The organism is Occallatibacter gabretensis, assembly GCF_001449115.1.
GTDB lineage: Bacteria > Acidobacteriota > Terriglobia > Terriglobales > Acidobacteriaceae > Telmatobacter > Telmatobacter gabretensis.
Genome location: NZ_LAIJ01000009.1, coordinates 201,121 through 223,506, shown reverse-complemented (window position 1 = coordinate 223,506; position 22,386 = coordinate 201,121). Strand labels below are relative to the sequence as shown.

The window sequence follows — 22,386 nt, the reverse complement described above, 5'->3', positions numbered from 1 at the left end:
TTCATAAGAATGCAGAGTTTATTGATGCGGCTGATCCGCCGGTGCTGCGGTCGCATTCTCTTCGACAATTGCCAGATCCCACGGCGCAAGCCTGAGTTCGCTGCCCGTGGCAACGGTTTTGCCATTCAACAGATCAACTCCGTTGGTATATGCGAAGCGAACACTTTCTTCCGCATCCGAGTAGTTGAAGTAGTAATGGACTCGCTTACCCATGCGATTGGTGCCTTGCTGCGTATGAACCTTTGCCGGAACTTGTTGATCGAAGCCAAGGATCCCGGCCCGATCTAGTGCGCCACGCAACACTGCAGTCTGCAACTCGTCGGAGAGATAGCTTCCCTCATAGAGCAACGTCCCGGATCCAAACTGGTTTTCCGTAATTGCCGGCCAGCGGCCGAAGAACGGATGATCGTAGTAGGCAAGTGCGTGGGCGTGATCAAGCTTGATGAACTCCGCCCAAGTCTGAACCGAGTTTGCAGGACCGACATGAAATGGATCGCCTTTGAGTGGCAGCGGATGCTCGAGGCTGGAAAACTCCTGGTAGCTGAAGCCCGCAGCATCGCGTAACGGACCCGGTGCCTGCACCCAGCGCACAGCGGAATTCTCGTTCGCAAACCCGCTCTTGAAAGTCATGACGACGTGGCCGCCGCTCTTTACATAATCCGAAATTCGCTTGAGAAGTACATCATCGGAGATGTAGAGCGCAGGCACGATGAGGAGTTTGTAGGCTGAGAAATCAATAGTTGTGGGAAAGACGAAATCCGTACCCACGTTGAGATCGTAGAGTGACCGGTGCATCTGGCGCACGAGGGTTGCATAGGTAACAGTCGGAGGAGCTTCGCTCCATTGCGGTCCCGATGAGGAGAATGGCATGAAGCCGAGCGCATTCATCGAATCACGGCTCCAGAGGATCGCAACCTTGTTATGAATCTTCATGTCGATGAGATGTGGGCCGATCTTCTCAAGCTCGTGGCCGGTGCGACTCACTTCAGCATAGGCACGGTTCGGTTCAAAATCGTGCGAGAGAACTCCCTTCCAGTATGTTTCCTGATTGGCATGAATCGATGCCCAGTGCCAGTACTCCACCATGTTGGCGCCGTTGGCTATATGTGTGTAGACGTCTTCGCGCAACTGGCCATCGTAGGGAGGGAATTGAAATGCAGATGACCAGCCGATCGTCTGCGCATTTGTTTCGGTGACCAGGAAATTATTGTGCTTCAGGGAACGCGCGAAATCCTCATGAAAAGCCTGTTCGGCTCCGTCGAAGTGATCCTGAGTGCCGTGATAGTTGTTGACCGCAGTAATATCCAGGAATTGTGCCACTGCATCTTCGTTTACGTCGTGTCTCATCATGCCGCCAAAGTCCGTTGTGACGAACTGGCGGGGAGATGTGCATTCCCGTACAAGCACTGACTGCCAATGCAGAAAATCCGTAACACGCATCTGGCTCCAGCGTGTCCACTCAAGCTTGTAACCCGTGCTCTGAGCACCGTCACGCGTCGGCAGGTCTTCCCACCGGTGTAGGTTTTCTCCCCAATAGCTGAGGAACCATGCTTTGCTCAAGGCCTCTGGCGTAACGAATTTCTTCTCAAGATAGTGCTGGAAACCGATGAACAAGTCGGGATTGTCGGCGTCATAACTAGAAGTCTCGTTATCGATCTGCCAGCCAATGACGGCGGGATTGTCTTTGTAATGCGCAACGAGATGACGAATCAGACGCTCCGCGTAGAAACGATAGGCTGGCGAATCAGTATCCATGTTCTGACGCATGCCATATACGCCGGGTACCGAAGGTCCGCCATAGACTCCATGATTCAGCGTTCGCGCCAGAATCTCTGGATGCTGGTGTGCCATCCAAGCGGGAATCGAATATGTCGGCGTGCCAAGGACGACTCGAATGCCGGCCTTGCTCATGGCGTCGACGACCCTGTCCATCCACGTATACTCGAACTGTCCGTCTTCCGGCTCCCAAAGGCTCCATGTCGATTCCCCCATGCGCACCACGTTGAGCCCTGCCGCCTTCATCATGGCGATATCCTTATCGAGCCGATCATAAGGTTCGTACTCTGGATAGTAAGCGGCACCGTAAAGGATGTTGGGAACAGCCGGAATCTCGCTTGAGTTTGAAGCGGGGGATTCAGATATTCCCTGTTGCGCCCATAACACCATATAGCCGCGTGAAAGAACAGTCAGCGCAGATAGGAAAAGACAGATACGAAGCATCCTCATGCATTGCTTCCTTTCATAAAAGATTTACTTCAGTGACCCACGGCAGCACTGTTTTGTTGAACCGGATGCTCCAACTGAAGTTCAAAATGATGTGGCTTCGGACTGAGTTCTTTCCGAATTTCGGCATCGATATCGCCTTGTGCTGCTCGGAGCGTAGACTCGGCGATGCCCGTAGTCGCGATCTGCTTTACATTGGCGCTTAGAGCGAATCGTGCCCGATCCAACTCTGCCCGCTCCTCTTCCTTTGAAGCGATCTCTCGTGCCTGATCGAGCATCGGCGTCCTGTAAAGCGCGAGATTAACTCCATGCTGTAACTCGGCTGTCGAAAACGAAGCAATTTGCTTGCCATCAATCCTGAGGTCGTAATTTCCAGGTTTCAAGCCATCCACGCGCAGCATTTGCCGGTCAACTTCGCTTATATCTGAAGCGTTGAGGAGAAGCGTGGTCATGGCATTGTTTAAGTCAAGGGGCAAAGGCAATGCTTCATCCAGTTGCGCCCATTCAATCCCCGTTGCAGATTTCTTCAGATCACTCACCGCGGTATGCTCGCTGTTCGTCGACGTAACGTCGGCCTCGCGCAGATCCACCTTGCTGATTACCGGTTCAACATGCCAGGTTTTCATCAGCGCCGTAGCCATGATCCAATGAGCGGCCTCGCCTGGATGAATCCGATCTGGGATCAGCAGTGCCGCCAACTGTGGGTCGCTCGCCTTGGCGCGCTCAAGCGCATCCACCATCGGCCGGTGAAAATCTGCGAACAGAGGTTTTTGTTCGCCAGACTTCTGCCATTGAGCGGCAATGCGGGAAACATCCGTGGCGAGACGGTCAATCATTTTTGAGTAACCGGGAAACTCCGTGCCGTGCGTGACTTCGTCATAGGGCGGAGACGTAGCGAGTGTAAGAGTGGCACCAGGCGCAGCTTCATGAATCGCATGCAGCAATGCCTCGTATTGGGTCTTGAAGTTATCTTCGATCTGATCGGGCGATCCATAGCCCCATCCACCATCGTTCATGCCCAGCATCACAACAACCATTCTGGGTTCCCAGGGTGCCACATCCCGGGCTACACGCTCCGCCATGGAACCGGCATAGCCTCCTGTAGTTATATCGCCGGGAACGCCTGCATTTACGAAGCGAATGTGCATCCTCGGATATCGTGTAAGCACGAATTCCTCCACGGCTTTGGTGTAAAGCCGCTGCGCGGTAATGCTATCGCCGTAGAAGACAACAGTATCTCCATCTTTGAGCACAAAGCTCTGAGCGCATACCGTCGTTGTGTTTACTGCGAAGGACATGGCTATTGTCAACATCGCTAGACTTATTATTCCCGCCGGCATACGATTGCGAATCATGGCCGGTCCTCCATCGTGGCATATTGCGGCTGTCCCACGCGCGCGCGTATTGCGTCTCCAAGCGCGGCCGCATTCTGAAACCCGTGCCATTCATTGAGCAGACGACCATCCAGCGTTCTGAGCTGAATGGTTTGTGAACTCTGCCCATCCTGTGCAAACTGGATCTGATGTGCATTCAGGTCACCGAGAGCGTTGGCCAGGGCCAGCATTTCAGCTGGTGAGGGATTTGCTGCTTCGTGCAGGTGCACCGTAACTGTCAGTACACCATTTCCATATTGCGCAGCCAGAGTCCGCAGCACCAGTATTTGCGCGCGTGGCGCGGGTGCAAGCAAACCATCTCCATCGAGTGCAAAGTCGATTGTGGCATCCAGTCGCAATCCAATCTCCGCTGGCTGAGAAGGACTTTGCACATCAAGTTTCGATCCTTTCTCAAAACCTGCAGCCTGGAGGCTCCCAAGTGTTACCTCATGCCGCTCGCCAAGCGTGAATCGTGCCTCGCTCTTGCCGAAATAGCTGTAGCTGTTGCTTGACGGCGCAAACTTTTCGGTCGTGTTGTAGAAGAATGGAGCCTGCGATTCGATGCGATTTCCAGTAAAGAGAATCGACTCGCCACCGGTGTTCGAATGGTCCACAATGGCCGCCCCCGTGCTTACCGGCGGGTTCCACTCGATTCGGTTATTTTCGATCCGCAAACCGCGAATCACTCCGTTGTTCCATGTGTAGATATAGAGAGCGCCTGCCTGCGCGGCTTGCCTCGGGCTCAGCGCATTCGCTGTGCACAGGTTATCTCGCACTATGCTATCGCTTGTCACATAGCCAGCCGCAAAGACCGCAATGCAGTAACCCTGCGTATCATGCCCGTAGTTGCGCTCCACAATGTTGCGGGTGTTGTTCCAATCGATATCATAGGCTCCGCCATCCACGCCGGGGCTGTCAGTAAGAAATGCCTCATTGTCGCGAACGATGCAATCGGTGCAGGTCCAGGTCCAAATGGCGTTGGGCGTACCAACCGACTCCGTAGGCTGCATACCAGTCTCCCACGCCGCGCTTGTTTCGATGACTCCGTCGGAGTCGCGGAAGAGAACGATTCCGTCGCCGTAAACATCATGCACGGTCGAATTGCGGACGGTCACATGCTGGTTAAGCGGCATATCCATACCGAAGTTGCCACCGCCAATGAGGATACCGGCCCATTGATCGGTATGCGCAGCATCCACGCCATCGACGAGCACATCTTCGAAGTGCATGTCATGACTGCTCGCGCCAATAACCACCAGTCCGTTGTCCTTGTTCTTCAATTCGCCGCCGCGGATTTCGTGAACATAGAGATTCTTGAGATAAAGATGATGCAGCGTGCCCTTATCGCCGGTGATGAAGATGCCGTAATGATTTGCGCCGGAGAGATCGAGCGAATCTATCTGCCAGTACTCCTGACTGGACAAACCGAGTACCTGCAAATCGGTGTTTGCAGCCACAATGCGCGGCCGTGGGCCCTTGCCATAGGCGGTTAGTCGGATTGGCTTCGCAGGAGTGCCTGAACCAGAAGGAGTAAATGTTCCACGACAGACTGTGCCACGCGCAAACGCGATGCGATCGCCTGGTGTGAATGCGTGTGCTTCTACCGCCGCAATGCTGTTCCATGGATGTTCACTCGTACCATCGCCCTGTGCCGGTCTGGAACAGTCAATAAAGTACGAGTGCAACGATCGATCTGGCTCCTGCGCAAAAGTGCAACAGCTTGAATAGGCCATCAGAAGTAATAGCAAAGCGACCGCAGCACGCAACCCAGCCCGTGTGTTTGCAAGGCGGCTGGACGAGAGGCGAATCATAAAATGCAATCTCCCTGAACAATATAACCAGGCCAGAGCATACGCAGAAGATTCAGTAGCGATTGCAGCAATAACGCCTCTCCATCCTGCAAAAGGATCTGTTCCTTTGATCTAGAAAATTATCTTAGCTGCGAGCTGGGCTACGCGATTCGAGCTGGCAAGAACACTACTGATCTGGCCAAAGGTGCCGCTGTTGAAGTTGGGATCAGGATTCGCCAAATGCACGGTGTTCGCGGTATTGAAAGCTTCCGCGCGGATGTCCAGCGTGTACCGGTCCATGATCTTGAAGTCCTTTGCCAGCGAGGCGTCGAGGTTCACATACGCCGGCCCGGTTATGAGGTTGCGGCCCGCGTTGCCAGGAAGGAAGGATAAGCCGCCAAGATTCGCAGGCACGGAGAAAGCCGTAGTGTTGAACCAATGGTAGATGCTCCGCTGGCTGCGTGATATGGTCGGATCGCCTGTGACATCGGGGCGTAGACCAGGCAGGATGGAAGCAGGGTTGGTTCCGCGAGTGATGTTGACCGGTGTGCCGGAGTGAGCCGAGAAGATAGGGCTTAAGCGCCAGCCGCCAAGTATCGCGCTTGGCACGCGGCCCCAGTTGGAACCCCACCGCTGGCCTTTGCCGACAGGCATGATGAGCGATCCGCTGAACACAAGCATATGACGCTCGTCGAAATCGCCTCTCGCATATTCCGCATCCAGGTTGTATGGGTTTTGAGGAGCATCGTTATTCACGTGGCCCAGATCGAAGGGAGCGGGACCATTATCCAGGTTATGGCTCCAGGTATAGCTGAGCAGAAAACTGGTGTTGCGCGAAGCCTGCTTAGTGACCTTCACCTGCATCGCGTTGTAACTGCTCATACCCGCATCCGTCAGATACTGAATATTGCCGAGCAACGGAGTAAGCCGGTTGTTGTAATTATTTGTGGAATCGTTCGGGTTGGCGTTGATGTCTCCTATTCCATAGGACAGGTGTCTGCCAACAGAGCCCACATAGCCGACTTCAACCGATGTAGATTTTGTGATCTGCTCTTCGAGCATCATATTGAATGATCCGGTTGTGCCGGTTTTCATCCTGGGATTGACGGCATAGGTGGTTTCAAGGTTTCCATTCACCACCTCGGAGGGGGTAATTGCGCCGCCCGCGGTCGGAACATTGATCGTCGTACTACGGGCCACGCCGGTATCCAGTTGATATTCCCAGGGCGCAGTCGCGCAGGTGCAGGGGCCATCATAGACCCAGTTTGTGTAGGCTGCCTGGGTGGCAAAGGGATAATTCTGTGTGAGGATATCTTCTCGGGCATCGTTTTCCGGCGAGTAGAAGATGGCAACGCCGGAGCGGAGCACAGTCTTCGGGGTCAATTGGTAGGCGACGCCGAATCGCGGTGAGAAATCGTTCTTGCGGGCGACCATCAGAGAGTCGGAGTTACCGCCGCGGCCTGCCACCAGGATATTGCCGCTGGCCATGTCAAAATTGGATATGTTGTTGTTCGCCTCGGTCCATGGGTTCTGGTACTCATAGCGGAGTCCGTAGTTGATAGTCAGTTTGGGTGTGACCTTAAATGTGTCCTGAGCAAACCAGTCCAGGTTCCAGCTTTTCGTGTGCGGGTTCGTCAACTGTAGACCCATGTCGACATCCGTGGGCAGGCCAAGAACCAGATCGGCCAGGTCGGAACCACCGGCCCAGTTATAGGCTCCAGGAATATTGTTGTAGTAATAGTTAGATGTCTCCGCATAGCCGAAGCTTTCGAAGTAATCGAACCCCGTGGGGAAGAGCGAAAAATTAGGATGTGAATTGAGCGGGCGCAGATCGGCGCCAAATTTTAACTCGTGGCTCTTCCATCCGCTCCAAGTAAGCGTGTCGGTAAATTGCAAGTTCTGGTCATGTACGTGATACGGCTTGAAAGTAGATCCGCCGGCAAGATAACCATCGGCAAGATACACCTGTGGGTAGCCAATCGTTGCTGAGTAACCCGGAACCATGACGTTGCCCATTCCATACTTGGTGGAGTAGTCAGTGTCGTTTAACAGGCTGTAAAGATTTTCTACATAGTTCAGATAGCCAAAGCGAAACTCATTGAGCAGGTTCGGACTGAAGATATGGTCATAGGTCGCAGAGATGGACTGCGGCTGCGTATCTTCCTTGTTCGCCTGGTCGGCATCACCGCCACCGGGCACAGTGGTGTGTCCCCAGTACGGGTCGGTCACTAGCGTGTTGAAGCCCTGCCAGTGATAGATCGCATAGAGCCGGTCCTTGTCGGTGATGACCTGGTCAAACCGCGCATCCACCTTGTCGAAACTTGTATTCGTGGGCGAATAGACCTCATAATTCCGGAACCAGCCATTATCGATGCCTGGAAGATTCGGTTTCGGATAGAAATTCAACAGCGCATTGAGTCCGGCTGGGCTCACGCGCGAAGCTGGAATAACATTACCCGGAAACTGCTGTTCTGCTCCGCCATAAGATTCGACAGAAACAACCGGATCAAAGATCGGATCGATGGTGCCTGGCGCCGCTCCACCTCCTGGCGCAGAAGGAACTCCGGCATAGGGATCGAGCAAACTCGCAAAGCTGATGTCTTGGCCCGCCACAATAGGATTGCCGTTGTTGATCAGCCCGAAGGGAACGGTGGAATCGACGTATGCGTACGGGTTTGTCTGGCGCATGCCTTCATATGCCGCGAAGAAAAACGATCGATTACGCTTGATGGGAAAGCCTACCGTGCCGCCAAAGTTATTCTGCTTGAGCTCAGAAGTCGGTTGCGGGGAGCTTACGCCGGGCAATGTTTCCTTTGCGGCGAGATAGTTGGGACGGAAGAACTCAAAGATATCACCGTGGATGGAATTGCTCCCCGATTTGGTCTGAATGGCGATGACTCCGCCAGCAGCATTGCCGAATTCAGCATTGAACGAGGACGTGATTACCTTGAACTCCTGGACTGAATCCACGTTCGGATCAACGGTAATATCCTGGGTGCGGTTTGTTGTCGACTCAATTCCATCCAGCTGGACGGAGTTGCCGTATTCGCGCTGGCCGCTTACTGAAGCTCCCAGGCCGTTGATGCTTCCGCTCTGAGGGGGAAGCTGAGTGACTCCCGGCACCAGGAAAGTCAGCGCGGAAAACTCACGTCCCGCCAACGGCATGTCGGTGATGGTATTGCCGCTGATCACCGTGCCCACCTCGGCGCTTTGTGTCTGCAACACCGAAGGAGCGTCTGTGACTGTCACTGTTGCATCGACACCGCCTACCTTGAGTTTGAAATTGAGGGCCAGTTGCTGGTCAATCGCCAGAACCACGTGGCTGAACCGGGTCTGACTGAAGCCGGTCGCATTGGCCGTCACCGAATACACTCCGGGCGGAATGCTGACTACCGTGTAATTGCCTGCCGCGTTGCTTCGGCCTCTGAACGAGACTCCTTTTTCCTCATCGGTCACAGTGATGCTGACGCCCGCAACGACAGCTCCTGTGGGATCGGCCACCTGGCCGATGATCTGACCGGTAGTGGCCTGACCGAGACAAGGAATCGCCGCCAAGGTGAAACCGGCAACGGCTAAGAAACAGCGAGCCCAGAACCCAATTCGATCTTGATTTACGAACTTCATCCATGCCTCCGAATATGGCGACCGTGCGAGACATACGTGTCTAGCATGCGCCTCAATCCATGCCCCCACGAAATAGCGATCATCGGAAATCGTTTTCGCTCGCAAATCACTGACTATTTGTCTTGGCGATTCGCTTTGCAAAGTACTGAGAAATCGTTTTCCTGATCGATTATGCAATTTACGCCTGCCGCACAACGACCGTCAAGCCTTATTCCCCGTCTAGCAAATCTTTTCTTGCGGTTGTCAAAGGTCGACGGTTTCTTGGCCCGGTGGACGGACCTTCCCGGTCTTGTGTACAAGGGTTCGAGTGCTTTCTCGAATCCATTCGTGAGAAGGAAGCGCTCTTTGAGTGCGTGCATGAATGCAAGTCACCTGGGCCCGTGGGCCCTTGTCATTTTTTTGCTTTGCCTGGCCGCCATTTTGTGGATTGGGTGGAGTTCACGGCGCCGTAGCGCCTCAGCAAACGATTATTTGAATGCTTCCCACTCGATTTCGCTGTGGGCTGCCACGCTCGCTTTTCTGGCTTACAACTGCGGATCCATCGAGGTGGTGGGAATGAGCGCCATGGCCGCGCAATACGGCGTACAGGCTCTGCACTTCTACTGGATAGGCGGCATTCCAGGCATGATCTTTCTTGCTATGGTCGTTCTTCCCGTCTATATCAAGACCGGCGCACGCAACCTGCCCGAATATCTAGGGATACGTTTTGGGCCTCGCATACGGCTTCTCTACGTTTGCATGGCGATCTTCGGAACGGTCTGCTTCGCGGGTGTGGCGTCTTATACCTTGGCGGAGGTGCTGCATGTCATCGTGGGCTGGAGTTTTCTTGCCGGCGGGCTGACGTGCGCCGCAGTTGTGCTGATTTACGTCCTGTGCGGCGGCGTCCGCGCGTCCATCTTTACGTCGGTCTTTCAGTTCTTCGTGATGATTGCCGGCCTCGCGCCACTGCTATTTTTCACTGTTCATTTTGATGCGGCAAGCTGGTCGCAGCGCTCTCTGCGCTGGCATTTATGGAAGCCGCTGCCGTGGTTCTCGCCGCACGCCTCACTCGATCGCTTCGGGGTACTGCTGGGGCTGGGATTTGCGATCAATTTCTCTTACTGGTGTACAGATTTTGTGATGATTCAGCGAACATTGGCAGCGCGATCGATCAAAGATGCGCGCATGGTGCCGCTCCTGGCAGGCTTCGGCAAGATGGGAATCGCATTTCTCGTGGTTCTGCCTGGGGTGGCCGCGCCTGCCCTGCTTCGCAGCGGGTTGTCCTTCGATCAGACCATGCCGGCTCTGATGATGCTCGAATTCAAGCCGGCTTTGCTGGCCTTGGGAACCGCGGCGCTGCTGGCCGGATTGATGGCGTGGCTGGCCGGAAATATTTCGGGCTTTGCTGCATTATGGGCCGAGGAAATCTATCGCCGTTACCTGCGCCCGGGCCGAACGGAGCAGCAGACCATACAGGCAGGGCGAATCGCTGTACCGGTATGCCTGGCTCTGGCGCAGCTGGCCGCCTACGCTACCTTCCTCTTTCGCGACATGATGGAGTTCCTGCAACTCATCGCTGCGCTCTCCTACGTGCCGGTCTTTGCCGTGGTTCTGGTCGGCTTGCTCGACCGCCGAGTTACGGAGCGAGGTGCCTTTGCAGGCATCTGCGCCAGTCTGGCCTCTGCTCTAGCCTTGCAATCTAGCTTCTGGATGGGGTGGGTACGCTTCGGGAGCCAGATGACGGCAAACTTTTACGGAGCAGCAGTAAGCTTTATGGTAGCTGTAGTTGTTTGCCTCCTGACTTTCAAGCAGCAAGACGAACATTCAGTGAGCGCGCATGCAGTATCCGGAGCGGCTCTACGCAAGGCACTACATCCCTCGCCGGCTCTTGTGCTGCTGAGCGTATTACTACTCGGGCTTTGCGGGTTGCTGAATATCCTGTGGTGGTAGCGAAACTTTCTCCAGCGGCCGGCGGATGGCTCAAATAGCTGCGGATCGCACCTTTACCTTGCGCGAGCGCGATCGGGTCCGCAGGGAATCAGCGAGCTCAAGAGGTGGGTCCGTAGATTGCCGAATCACAAGGCCGGTTCGCACACGAATCGAGTTGTTTGAATCCGGGGAACTTCCAGCCCACAACTGCTCCAATCCCCGGAAGGCGGCGTGAGCAAGTTCCTGCCGCGACATACACACAGTAGTCAAAGGCGGGTTAGTGAATTCTGCCAGGTGAATATCATCAAACCCCACCACGGACACTTCCCTGGGAACACGGATGCCGCGCTCCGTCATCACCCGCAGCACACCAATAGCCATCATGTCGTTAGAGCACACAATTGCCGTTGGACGCGGTTTGCACTTAAGAAAGTGGAGCGCAGCCAGGGTCCCGCCTTCGAAGGTATGATCACCGATAAAAATGGGCGTGTTCTGTGCGGACAGGCCTATCTTCTTAACGGAGTTCAAGAAAGCGTCCCTGCGGCGCACATTGGTGAGATGTGGCAGGGGGCCGCTTGCAAACCCGATGCGGCGGTGGCCCAATAGTGCCAGATGTTGAATGGTCTGATCGATTCCGTATGCGTAATCGACCTCAAGCACCAGCGATCTTGCCGAGTTCGCGCTCACATCGATCGTCACAAGGGGTATATCCTGCGCGACCAGCTCATCCAACAGATGCGATTCGGCCCGGAAGGTCATTACGGCTACACCTTCCACTCGCCGCTGTACCAGCCGGCGGATAAAAAGCTTTGCACGCTCACGGTTGTAATTGGTGGATCCGATCATGACCTCGAAATCGTGCTCGCCGGCCACATCCTCAAAGCTCTGCATCAATTCCGGAAAAAACGGATTGGTAATCTCAGAAACCAGAAGTCCCAGAACGCGGCTGCGGCCGGAGACAAGCGCGCGAGCCTGCGGGTTGGGCGTGTAGCCTAGCTCCTCTATAGCTTTCCAGACCCGCTTCGCCAGGTGTTTGGCCACTGTAGACTGACCGTTCGCGACACGAGAAACCGTAGCCGGAGAAACACCGGCGTGCTGCGCAACCTGCACAATGTCTACGTGATTGCTCCGTATCTTTTTCCCCGCAGGAACCTTCGCACTCATAGTAGACACATCCGAAAGGTGCACAGAAAATTCTTTGATAAGCGCTCGTTGCAGAGCTAGATGCATTGAACGCACTGGATCTCGCTATCCAGCAGCGCACTACGGATCAATTTATTTGAGAAATCGATTTCTTGCAATCACACCTTCAAAGCTTTCCCGAATTGTCGACCTAGGGACAACCTGATCTTCAGGAAAGTATTGGTTAGCTTGTTGTACTGGGCGTCTCCAGTCCTTTCGCCTGTAAAAAAGCTGCTGCATGCCCCATCTACAAACAAGTGAATGCCTTTGCCATACTCTTCAGCGGAAGCATATCGAGTCGATCTGTGACACCATCAGGGGCGATAGCCGGGTAATTGCATAGGGAAATATGGAATCATGGGGGCCTGAAGCTACATCCGCGCTAGACGTAAGCCACCTTAGAGCATGTGTAGCCGAGTCTAATTGGTCGTCGTGCTTAGCCCCGGAAAAGAAAGTGATCTCATGAAGATATTCGTCAAGCCAAGGAATGGTGTGCGGAAGGAGAGCACGCCTATTTTCGAACTTAATCTACTGCACAGTCAGGCGCATATATTTGTCACTTTCTGATTCCCGTTTACATGGCGCTACATAGAAAATGCTTTCGCGCTTCAGTCCCTGAATCAAAGCGATTCCTGAAACTTTATCCTCGATTAACATTTCGTATGGATTGAACAGGCTGCTGTCGACCGATAACCGACGGGCCACGCCGACCTTGACCCTGCATAGCATCAGTATTGCGTGTGGACCGACAAGCGGACTGGCTCAATTCTCGTGCTGTCATCAGGAATTGAATGTTCCGCTGCCTGTTGAGAGGCGGGTGTCGAATGCGTATCGCGACTATATGATCTTGTCTCAGCAGCCTGTCAACGATAAAACAACGCTCGTCTTCCGCTTAATCTTCGCTGAACCACATCTACACGTGCATCGCGAATAGATATCATCAGCTCGCTATTGCCAACCTAGAAATGCGAATCTCAATGCAAGCCACTTGCCGCAAGGATCGATCTGGCTCGCAGAAGGAATGGGGCGTCGATCATCTTGCCGTTATACTGCGCGATTGCGCTACCTTGCCGGCTGGTTTCTTCAGCAGCATTCAAAACTCCCTTTGCATATTGGATTTCCTCGACTGTCGGAGCGAAGACGCGATTTGCCGGGCCGATCTGCGACGGATGAATGCAGCTTGCGCCGGCAAAGCCAAGCGAGCGAGCATCTTCCAGCTGAGCGAGAAAGCCTGGCTCATCCCTAAATAATGGGTACGCTGATTCGTAGCAATCGACATTGGCCTCCGCAGCGGCAAGACGGAGCATGAGGCGAACATTGTTCCGCGCAAGCGCATCGGTAGAAGAGATTCCAAGCGGTTCGAAGAGGTCGGCGAATCCCAATTGCAGCCCGATGACTCGCGGCGAACTCTGAGCCAGCTCCGCCGCACAGCGGAGCCCACGCGGGGATTCAATCGTAACCAGCAGCGCAATTGGATCTATAAGGCCACGCTCACGCTCTATTTTTGTAAGCAGCTCATCGACAAGGGTTATCTCCTCAATGGTTTCGACCTTTGGCAAGGCGATTGCCGCCAGATGCGATCCAGCAACAGCTTCAATGTCCAACTGCAGATTGTCGGAGGCTGCGCGATTCACGCGGACTAACAGAGCCGGATGACCAGCAGAATTGAAAGTGCGGAGAGAGGCAGAGAGATTTTCGCGAGCCTCAGCCTTGCGATCTGTCGGAACTCCTTCTTCCAGATCGAAACAGACGGCATCGGCTCCGCTAGAGGTCGCTTTGAGAAACAAATCCGGACGGACGGACGGCACAAACAGCTTACTCCGCATCAACCGGCGGATATTCTGAATCGACACGGCTGATCACCCCTTTCTCTTTCAGACTCTCGATACCGGATACGGAAAAGCCAAGCTCTTCGAGAATTGTTTCGCTGTCCTGCCCGAGACGCGGCGCAGAATTGCGAAAGACACCTGGGGTATTGGACAGGCGCGGGCAAATGGAATGAACCGGCACTGTTCCCATCTCGTCGTCAGGTAATTCAACAACAATTTCGCGTTGAATGAAGTGCGGATCGGCTTCAATCTCCCGCATGTCGTAGACAGGCGCGATGGTGACGCCGGCCCTCTGAAAATGCGTCAGGCACTCGTCACGCGTCATAGCCTCTATGTGCCCAGCGAGAATGCGATTGAGTTCAACGACGTTCCGCACCCGTGCCTCGTTGTTGAGAAAGCGCGGATCAGAGATAAGCTCCGGACGGCCGATAGCGCGAAACAAGGTCTTTGTCATGACCTGCGTGGATGCAGAAAGGCTGACCCAATGTCCATCGCTTGTCTTGTATATGTTGCGTGGCGCGCTGTTGGTGGAACAGCTACCGGTTCTTGGCTTAACCTTTCCCGTAAGCCGAAAGTTTGCTGCCTGAGGCCCAAGGATGGAGAAGACGGAATCCAGGAGCGAGACATCTATGACCTGCCCGCTCCCACTTCCGTTCTCAACTGCTCGGAGAGCGGCGAGAACGCCAATCGCACCGTATAGCCCGGCTGTCATGTCGGCTAGATAGATCGGCGGGAGTACGGGTTCGCGGTCCGCAAAGCCATTCATAGCAGCGAAACCTGACATTCCTTCGACGAGCGTGCCGAAGCCGGGGCGGTCGGCGTACGGGCCACTCTGCCCCCAGCCGGAGATGCGCGCAATGATGAGCCTGGGATGGAGTGCCAACAGATCGGTGGGCGCGAGTCCCATCTTCCCAAGTGTTCCGGGACGAAAATTTTCTACAAAGACGTGAGCGCTCGCTAGGAGTTTTTGAAGAACCTCCACGCCTGCAGGCTGGCGAAGATCTAAACAGATGCTACGCTTATTTCTGGAGTAGGCCTTCCATGCCGTGCTGATGCCATGCACACGCCACTCACGTAAGCTGTCTCCACGCGGTGGCTCGACCTTGATTACCTCAGCGCCGAGGTCGGCGAGCGCCATGGTCAATGTATTGCCGGCGACCAGGCGCGAGAGATCGACAACGCGTACGCCCTTCAGCGCTCCGGGATTATCACTACGAAATTCCTGAAGTGTAAACATGAGAACCTACCAGATGCCGAACCATCGTGCAGCGAAGAACGCAGAGGCCACTGTGATTACGCCACCTACACGCGTGGCAATCTGCGCAAACGACATCAGCTCCATTCGGTCGGAAGCAGTCAGAATTGCGACGGCGCCAGTGCCGCCAGATCCACTATGACATGCGTTGATGAGCGCTGCCTCAATGGGATAGAGCCCCATCGCTCGACCCAGGAAAAAGCCGGAGACGACGAGTGTAGTAACAACTAGGATGACGATGAGGAGGTTTGCCGGGCGTAACGCCGTCACAATTGCGCTCCACGACGTCAAGGCGACGGCTACGGCGAAGAGAAGCGGATAGGTTACAGCAGTCGAAAAGAAGCGGCCGACTGCGCCTGCTGCGTTGTCGATGTGGGGGGGAAGGACTCCGGTGAGCTTCAATAGAACGGTGAGAATCAGCGTCGCAACTGGCCCCGGAAAAGAAGTGAGGGACTGGCAGATCTGCCCGATCATATAAAGCAAAATACAAACGAAGATGACGATGATAATGGCGTGCAGATCGAGTGTGTCGTGGTGCGAAGGGTCAGGCGGGAGTGCTGCGGGCTGTGCCGCATCTGCCGGTTCGGGCTCAAGTATTCCGTTCCCGGTGAGATGCGGGAAACGACGGCCAAGTGAGTTCAAGGCGCCTGCAAAGACAATGGAGACCAGATTTCCGAAGAGAACGACGGGAAGGAGCTGCCCGATGAGAATTCCGGCGTTCATGTGCCGGAGTTGCGCGTAGCCGGTCGATAGCGGGAGGACACCTTCACCAACGCCACCGGCCATGATGGGAATTGCGACCATGAAGAGGGCCTCAGATGGGGGGACATGGATGGCCATTCCGCCGAGCGCGGCAACGATAAGCGCCAGAATGGATGCGCCTATGAGAGGAACAAATATCTTCAACATTCCGGCGATGAGCTGGCGGCGAGGCATGCGGAGAATGCTTCCCACAACAATGGCGGTGATGAAGAGGTAGATGAATTGCGTGGATGACGTGAATTTCGTGACGCAATCCACGATATTGTCCGGGAGCCAGTGCCGCGAGACAGCATAAGACGGTAGAAAGGCCGCAGTGAGAGCCGGGCCGCCGGCTCTTTTGATCCAGGGAATGATGCCGCCGATTTCAGCGCACGTAAATCCGCCGACGGCGAGGACTCCGATCATGGTGGGCAGATTGGGATTGATCGCGCCCCTGGCGGAGAGCGCGGCCACGGCGGCTGCAAGCAGGAGCAACAGTTGCAGAGGAATCACACGCTCCTGCTTGAACCACCGAATTGCGGGCTCAACCACACTGCTCACTTTTCCCTCACTCGGCATCTTTCACGCAGCGAAAGCCAACTGTGCCGGAACGGTCATAGCCTGGGGCCATGAGCAGCAGCTTTCCGTGCTGACTGTTTTTGTATGCCTGCGGAAAGTACCAGATGGAACCAATTGGACGATAGTGGCTGCCACCGCGCAGAATTGCGGCGCGTGTATGGTCGTCAAAATACTCGTCCGTCCATTGCCAGACGTTCCCCACCATGTCCATGACACCAAATGGGCTCGTACCGTTCGGATGCATGTCCACGTTGCTGGGCGGAGTGAGTACGCGACCGTGATCAGCAATTGGCGCGGGCGCGTTTGCCGGATCCGGTCTCCAGTTGCAGGGCGGAACTGGCGGTGCTGGCGATGGAACCAAGCTTCTCGCCGGATTCGGGCCGGGAGGCGCAGCAGGCTGCGCGGCAGGTGGTGCAGCAGCTCCCGCAGCTGGATTCACGCTTGGCTGCCAGTCGCAGTTGCCCCATGGATATACCCGGCCGTCGCTTCCCTGCGCGGCGTACTGCCACTCCCACTCGTGCGGAAGCCGCTTGCCGGACCACTTTGCATATTCCCGCGCGTCTTCAATAGATATCCATGTGACAGGCTTATTTGCCGCGCTGTCCGGATAGGTGCCGTTCGCCCAGTCCTTGAGGAAGTTCTGATCGTCTTTCGGACGGTAGTGCGATGAGTCCAAAAACTTCTTGAATTCCGCGTTCGTGACCGGATACTTGTCGATGTAAAACGGCTTAATTTGTAATGGGTGTTCATGAAAGCGCCGCGGACTATTCTCCCATGGATACTGCACATCCACCCCGATATCATCCGAGCCTTCGATCTCGATCCCCTCTACTCTGAAGAGGTAGTCACCTCCTTCAATGCGAATCATTCCCTCGGGTGTGGAGCTGGCCGGCTGGGTGGAGGCGATTTCCACAAGCTTCTGCGGGATCGGCGTCCACTCGTGCGAGTAGGAGGACAGCGGCTTCGCCGTCAGTCCGGCCATTGTTGTCATTAGCTCTTTGAAGCGCGCGCCCGGCTCGCCTGTGGTTGCCAGCACCGCGTCGTAACCGTGTGCTTCGATATCGAATTGCAGCACCGCATCGCTGCCTTGCGTGACTGGTTTCAGCTCAACACCGCGATAGAGATCGAAGTAGCGCATGCCGCTTTGCACAGGCACTGTCATCTGCGAGCCACTTGTGTCGTATTCATTGCGATTCACAATTGTCCAAACGGTTTCGGAGCTCAACGGCCAACGACTCGCGTAGACACCGTAACGGAGCATGGGATAGAACGGCTCCCACTGCTGACTGGCTAAGAAAGGCGCTACCGCGCGCTCGATGGTTGCAATCCGGCGCGTCGCTTCACCGTCACGCGGCGTGACACCATTCCAGATGCCCCAGACATTTTCCCAGCTCTCCCAGCCTTCACCATTGAAGAAGGCGAACTGGAGCTCGTCTGTTTTTTCGCGCACCCAGCGGCCCTGAATGTTGACCTGGTGACGCGGCTCAAGCCAGCGGTACCTGTCGACTGTGGGAACAAACTGAAATGTGTACTGTCCCCAGGTCATTACGTCCCACGCCAGGGCTTCGTCATGCGGGCTGCCTTCCGGCTCAAAGACCAGTGGATGGTTGATCTTCTCAGCAGCCAGAGAAAACGCCAGCGGAACACCATCCTGCGTGTCGCCGTTGATGCCGTCGGCGCCTATCTCCTTCATCAGTTCCGCAATAGCATCAGGCCATGGCTTACCTGGATCATGCGTGCCCTGATCCCACATCATCATCGGAAACAAGACATGCACGCCGCGGTGATGAAATTCTTCGATCATCTTCCGCAGACCTTCGACGCCTCCAGGCATCGAGCGCACCATGTCGAGCTGATTGCGATCATCGATGCCCATATTTGGATAGGTTGGCCAGAGGAGCACGGCATCAATGCCGCCGTAGCGAGCGGTGAGATCATTCAGATAGCGATCTACGGTGTATCGGTGCTCGACGGGATCGTAGAAGTAACGGTCGTGCACCATCATCTGGGGCTGCATGAAGGCGGATTGCGACCATTTCAGCTCAGACATCTCATAGCGGGCAGGATCGTAACCAACGCGGATCAGCCGCTCCATACGCCAGTGCGTGATATCTGCTAGCCATTCTGCATGGCTGGCGGGCGTGCATGGAACGTAACCGCCTTCCCATGCACCGCGAATGGTGAAGCAGGCGGGAGGAGGGATCTGCTGCCCGCGAGGCGCGTTAAAGGTGTCCTGCGCAGCGGCCGCAACCACAAAAAGCGCCGCGATGAGGGCAAGTGCAATGACACCTGTTGTGCTGCGAAACTTCAAACTCATCGATTCTCCCCTGCATGCAATAATCTGTCGTCTTCGACAAGAAAAATTCTGTGGCCATATCCAGACAGCTCAAGCTCGAGCTTTGTTCCGGCCGATTGTTGCGCTTCATTCGATTCGAGATCACGATACGCTGACCCGCGAACTGCGCGCGCATCGATCGCAACATGAAGTGTTTCAGGCGAAAAATTGAAGACCACCAGCAGGCGCTCAGAGCCATCAGCGGCATCGCGTACGGTGGCATAGGCGCTTTGATCATGATCGGTTGCGATACGTCTGCGCATGCTGTTCTGATAAAAAGCGGCATGACGCACCTTTAAGCGCAAAAGATCAGGAATGCCATTCGCAGGCCGCAAGATGGAGTTAACGGGCTCGCAATAGCAGAGCATGTCTCCTGAGGTGGCTAGCAGAGCTTCTTCAAGCCTCTGCCTGCCGTCGTCCGGCATTTTCAGTACAGGTTGGATGAGCACTCCGCCGGCTGCAACGACCCGGTCGTGATACCTGCGGAGCGCGTCTTCAAACAGCGCCGGATTGCCCTGCTGAATGCTGTCACGCATCGGACGGCTCTGCTCTTCCCACCAGATGTCGAGACCGTAGTCGTAGAGCGCCGGCCATGTGCCGTCCTTGATCCAGCCCACCGGATCATCGGAGTGGAAAGCACCTCCGCCTTCCGGAACGAGCAGCTTGTCGCCGTGAAATTTTCGGTATCCGGCAAGCAGCTTCGCATTCTCCTGCCAGTCGTAGCCGGTGTACCAGTTCACGGCATCGACCACCATGCCATCGAGGCCGGTTGCCATCCAGAAATCAATGACGTGGCGCGCTTCCGCCGGCCAGGCATCCGCAATCCAGTTGTAATGGGGAAGGTGCGTTGTATCGCCGTGCGCATCTTTGCCGGTCCATCGAGACCAATAATAGTGCTGCGCAGGCTCGCTCCACTGCCAGATCTCTTTCTTCATCGGATCGTATCCTGGTTTGATGGGTCGGACAAAGAAGTAAGAATCTCCGTGAGCAGGCGGCGGCGCGTCTTTGCTGTTGCTCCAAAAGAAAAACTGGCTTTCACGACTGGTCTTGCCCGCGCGAACATCCTGCTCGGCTTTCTGAAACTGGCCTGCATCAAGCGCGGCATAGCCAAGATTCTGGAAAGTTACAACGTGCATCTGCGCTGAATGCGCCTGTGCGACCATGCGCCGGAAATCAGCGATCGTACCCAAGCCTGGGTCCAGGGCATAACGATTTTTCGCGTCGAGCCCATCATAGCTGTTGCCGCCTTCCTCCGGCGCGAAAACTTCGATTGCATCAACTCCTTCCGCTTTCCAGTCGCTGAGTTGTCGTTTCGTTTCGGCGGAATCAAGAGATAGATGCTCGAAGCGCCAAAACTGAGTGTTTGGCTTAAGGCTGACCCGATGAATGGCCGCAGCCGTTACATACCATGGGTAAGAATGCAGTGGATTCGCGGATGCATGCGCGCCTCTATTCGATTGAATTAGGGTCGATTGAATAACGGTTGATTGCGCAAGAGTCAAAACTGAACCGAAAAGAGCCGGGATGAGCCAGCGAGCCTGCTTTGCGAAGAGTTGGTACGTGAAGCGCATCATACGGCCCCCGAAGTTTGTTGCACCAGGAATTCTTCGACTTCCTGGATGGTCGGCATTGAAGACTGCGCCCCGCGGCGAGTGACTGAGATGCCGGCCACTGCAGATGCAAAGCGGGCACTTTCTATCGGGCTCATCCCTTTCGCAAGTCCCACGGCAAAGCCTCCATTGAAGGCATCTCCCGCGGCTGTTGTGTCAACCGCCTGGACTGCGTATGCCGGAATAGATTCAAGATCGCGCTCATTGGTGAACACGGAAACGCCATCGGCTCCCATTTTGAGCACTACACCGTGGACTCCTTTACGCAGAAGTTCGTCGGCTATGGAGGAGGATTTGAACTGCGTTCCGTCCGCCTTTCCGTTCGCATAAAAAGCTGCTTCCATCTGGTTGGGCGTGAACCAGGTTATGCGCGAAAACAATCTGCCAGGCAGAACGGCAGCAGGCGCAGGATCGAGAAGGAATGGCACTCCTTCCTGCGCACAAAGCTCGCCGAGGTGTTCGACTGTTTCGATTGGAATTTCAAGCTGCGCAAGTACGGCGCTGGCGCCGCGAATCACCGAGATATGCTCATCGACATCCGGTGGCGTCAGAGTCGCGTTTGCGCCAGGCGTGACAATAATGCTGTTCTCGCCTTTGGCGGAGACGCATATCACTGCAATTCCGGAAGAGCCGTCGCTTGTTCCCACAAGCTCTGCGTCAACGCCGGCACTTTTCAAGTGCTGGAGCGCGTCTCTTCCAAAGGAGTCCGTGCCAACGCGGCCGATCATCCGCACCGGATAGCCGAGCCGCGCTATGGCAACCGCCTGGTTGGCGCCTTTTCCTCCCGGATAAATCTTGAAATCGCTCCCGAGCACGGTTTCGCCTGCAAGCGGAATTCTTTCGGTCAGCGAGACCAGGTCAGTGTTGATGCTGCCGACAACGACAATAGGCTTGAGCCCCAACAATGGCATCTCCTCATCGGAATCCAGAACGGTTTAGAAAAGCGGGACGATGGCGATTGTTCCCAGCCCACAGAGAAACAGCAGGAACATGAAGGTAAGAAAGATTCTGGCTTTTGCCGGAGCGTTGGCAAATTCATGCCAGATGAAAACGCCCCAACCCGCAGAGATCATCGTGGCTCCCTGGCCGATTGAATAGGAGACAGCGGGGCCGACCATGTTTGCTCTGGAGGCAAGAAAGTTAGACAGCGCTCCAGTACACCAGATGGCTCCTCCGAGAACGCCGGCCAGATGCCATCGCATGGGAGCACGCTGATATCCGCCTAATGCAACCGGGTAGTCGCCATCGAGGGGAAAGCGCATCAGAAGATAATTTACCGGGACGGCGCATATTGCCACTCCGATAGCGAAGAAGAATGCTGCTGAATAAGGTCCGGCAGCGCCTTTGCCGCTCATGGCTCCGGACACCATTGGGTAAAAACTACCCATGAGCAGACCGGAAAGAAGACTGATGAAGAGTCCGCGTCGAGTAGAGCGCGATTTCCCGATCTCGCGCTGGCTGTAGGCCAGCGCATCAAAGATGATGGCCGCAACGACGAGAGCAATGCCGCCGAAGAGCAGAAATGGATTGCCTTTGGGAGCAAGGACGTAATTACTGATCGCTCCCACAACCAGTGCAAGTCCTATTCCGACTGGAAAGGCAACGGCTAGTCCGGCGATCTCAATCGCTGCGACCAGAAGCAGGTTTGCGACATTGAAGACTGCGCCACCCGCTGCAGCCAGCAACATCGCGTGATTCGAGGTGCTTGCAAGGTCGTGCAGAAATGGCGCACCGCTCGAACCGAAGCTTCCCAGCGTGAACCCCCACGCCACTGCGGCTACGATCAGGCCGATTATGTAATCCCAGTAGAAAAGCTGAAAGCGGTAACCTGGGCACAGCTTGAATGTGTTTGCCCATGATCCCCAGCAGAACATGCTGAGGAGCATGAACACGAGTGTTATGGCATACGATTCCGGCTGATACATTGAGTCCGCTCC

General features: G+C 55.3%; 13 protein-coding genes. 1 reads left to right on the top strand and 12 read right to left on the bottom strand.

Going from position 1 to position 22,386, the window contains the following annotated elements; translation table 11 throughout:
* Positions 1–18: 18 nt before the first annotated feature.
* The 4 genes from VO84_RS07295 to VO84_RS07280 form a co-directional block, all read right to left on the bottom strand.
* Complete coding sequence (locus VO84_RS07295; protein WP_231737829.1) at positions 19–2,226, bottom strand: beta-galactosidase; 2,208 nt, start codon at positions 2,224–2,226, stop codon at positions 19–21.
* A gap of 29 nt (positions 2,227–2,255) precedes the next feature.
* On the bottom strand, positions 2,256–3,521 hold the full coding sequence (locus VO84_RS07290; protein WP_058186904.1) for an SGNH/GDSL hydrolase family protein: 1,266 nt from the start codon (positions 3,519–3,521) through the stop codon (positions 2,256–2,258).
* Between the two features lie 53 nt (positions 3,522–3,574).
* A complete protein-coding gene (locus tag VO84_RS07285; protein WP_197413940.1) occupies positions 3,575–5,281 on the bottom strand; it encodes a right-handed parallel beta-helix repeat-containing protein in 1,707 nt (568 codons plus the stop codon).
* A gap of 237 nt (positions 5,282–5,518) precedes the next feature.
* Complete coding sequence (locus VO84_RS07280; RefSeq protein ID WP_058186900.1) at positions 5,519–9,010, bottom strand: outer membrane beta-barrel protein; 3,492 nt, start codon at positions 9,008–9,010, stop codon at positions 5,519–5,521.
* A gap of 357 nt (positions 9,011–9,367) precedes the next feature.
* Between VO84_RS07280 and VO84_RS07275 the strand changes: the two genes are divergently transcribed.
* Positions 9,368–10,939, top strand: coding sequence for a sodium:solute symporter family transporter (locus VO84_RS07275; protein WP_058186898.1), 1,572 nt, complete (start codon positions 9,368–9,370; stop codon positions 10,937–10,939).
* 30 nt (positions 10,940–10,969) lie between these two features.
* Here the strand turns inward: VO84_RS07275 and VO84_RS07270 are convergent, their stop codons facing one another.
* The 8 genes from VO84_RS07270 to VO84_RS07230 form a co-directional block, all read right to left on the bottom strand.
* A complete protein-coding gene (locus tag VO84_RS07270; RefSeq protein ID WP_082661807.1) occupies positions 10,970–12,082 on the bottom strand; it encodes a LacI family DNA-binding transcriptional regulator in 1,113 nt (370 codons plus the stop codon).
* A 992-nt stretch (positions 12,083–13,074) separates the two neighbouring features.
* The gene (locus VO84_RS07260; protein WP_058186894.1) at positions 13,075–13,926 is read right to left on the bottom strand and encodes an HpcH/HpaI aldolase/citrate lyase family protein; all 852 of its coding nucleotides are present in this window, start codon (positions 13,924–13,926) and stop codon (positions 13,075–13,077) included.
* Positions 13,916–15,166 (bottom strand): CaiB/BaiF CoA transferase family protein, encoded by a 1,251-nt coding sequence (locus VO84_RS07255; RefSeq protein WP_058186893.1) that lies wholly within the window; start codon positions 15,164–15,166, stop codon positions 13,916–13,918. Before VO84_RS07255 ends, VO84_RS07260 begins: the two co-directional genes overlap by 11 nt.
* A 6-nt stretch (positions 15,167–15,172) precedes the next feature.
* Positions 15,173–16,486, bottom strand: a complete 1,314-nt coding sequence (locus VO84_RS07250) for a 2-hydroxycarboxylate transporter family protein (RefSeq protein ID WP_197413939.1) — start codon at positions 16,484–16,486, stop codon at positions 15,173–15,175.
* Positions 16,487–16,493: 7 nt separating this feature from the next.
* Entirely contained in the window at positions 16,494–18,821 is a 2,328-nt protein-coding gene (locus tag VO84_RS07245) for a formylglycine-generating enzyme family protein (RefSeq protein ID WP_058186889.1), read from the bottom strand.
* Positions 18,818–20,413, bottom strand: coding sequence for an alpha-amylase family glycosyl hydrolase (locus tag VO84_RS07240; RefSeq protein ID WP_058186887.1), 1,596 nt, complete (start codon positions 20,411–20,413; stop codon positions 18,818–18,820). The genes VO84_RS07245 and VO84_RS07240 overlap by 4 nt, the downstream gene beginning before the upstream one ends.
* Complete coding sequence (gene rbsK / locus VO84_RS07235) at positions 20,410–21,351, bottom strand: ribokinase (RefSeq protein ID WP_231737828.1); 942 nt, start codon at positions 21,349–21,351, stop codon at positions 20,410–20,412. Before rbsK ends, VO84_RS07240 begins: the two co-directional genes overlap by 4 nt.
* Positions 21,352–21,384: 33 nt before the next feature.
* Positions 21,385–22,374 carry a GRP family sugar transporter gene (locus VO84_RS07230; RefSeq protein WP_058186883.1) on the bottom strand — a complete coding sequence of 330 codons (990 nt, stop codon included), beginning with the start codon at positions 22,372–22,374 and terminating at the stop codon, positions 21,385–21,387.
* Positions 22,375–22,386 lie beyond the last annotated feature (12 nt).

Coding starts and splice junctions, on each gene's coding strand:
- VO84_RS07295 (WP_231737829.1), bottom strand. CDS start 2,226: ATGAGGATGCTTCGTATCTGTCTTTTCCTATCTGCGCTGACTGTTCTT.
- VO84_RS07245 (WP_058186889.1), bottom strand. CDS start 18,821: ATGAGTTTGAAGTTTCGCAGCACAACAGGTGTCATTGCACTTGCCCTC.
- VO84_RS07280 (WP_058186900.1), bottom strand. CDS start 9,010: ATGAAGTTCGTAAATCAAGATCGAATTGGGTTCTGGGCTCGCTGTTTC.
- VO84_RS07290 (WP_058186904.1), bottom strand. CDS start 3,521: ATGTCCTTCGCAGTAAACACAACGACGGTATGCGCTCAGAGCTTTGTG.
- VO84_RS07260 (WP_058186894.1), bottom strand. CDS start 13,926: ATGCGGAGTAAGCTGTTTGTGCCGTCCGTCCGTCCGGATTTGTTTCTC.
- VO84_RS07240 (WP_058186887.1), bottom strand. CDS start 20,413: ATGATGCGCTTCACGTACCAACTCTTCGCAAAGCAGGCTCGCTGGCTC.
- VO84_RS07270 (WP_082661807.1), bottom strand. CDS start 12,082: ATGAGTGCGAAGGTTCCTGCGGGGAAAAAGATACGGAGCAATCACGTA.
- VO84_RS07255 (WP_058186893.1), bottom strand. CDS start 15,166: ATGTTTACACTTCAGGAATTTCGTAGTGATAATCCCGGAGCGCTGAAG.
- VO84_RS07275 (WP_058186898.1), top strand. CDS start 9,368: ATGAATGCAAGTCACCTGGGCCCGTGGGCCCTTGTCATTTTTTTGCTT.
- VO84_RS07230 (WP_058186883.1), bottom strand. CDS start 22,374: ATGTATCAGCCGGAATCGTATGCCATAACACTCGTGTTCATGCTCCTC.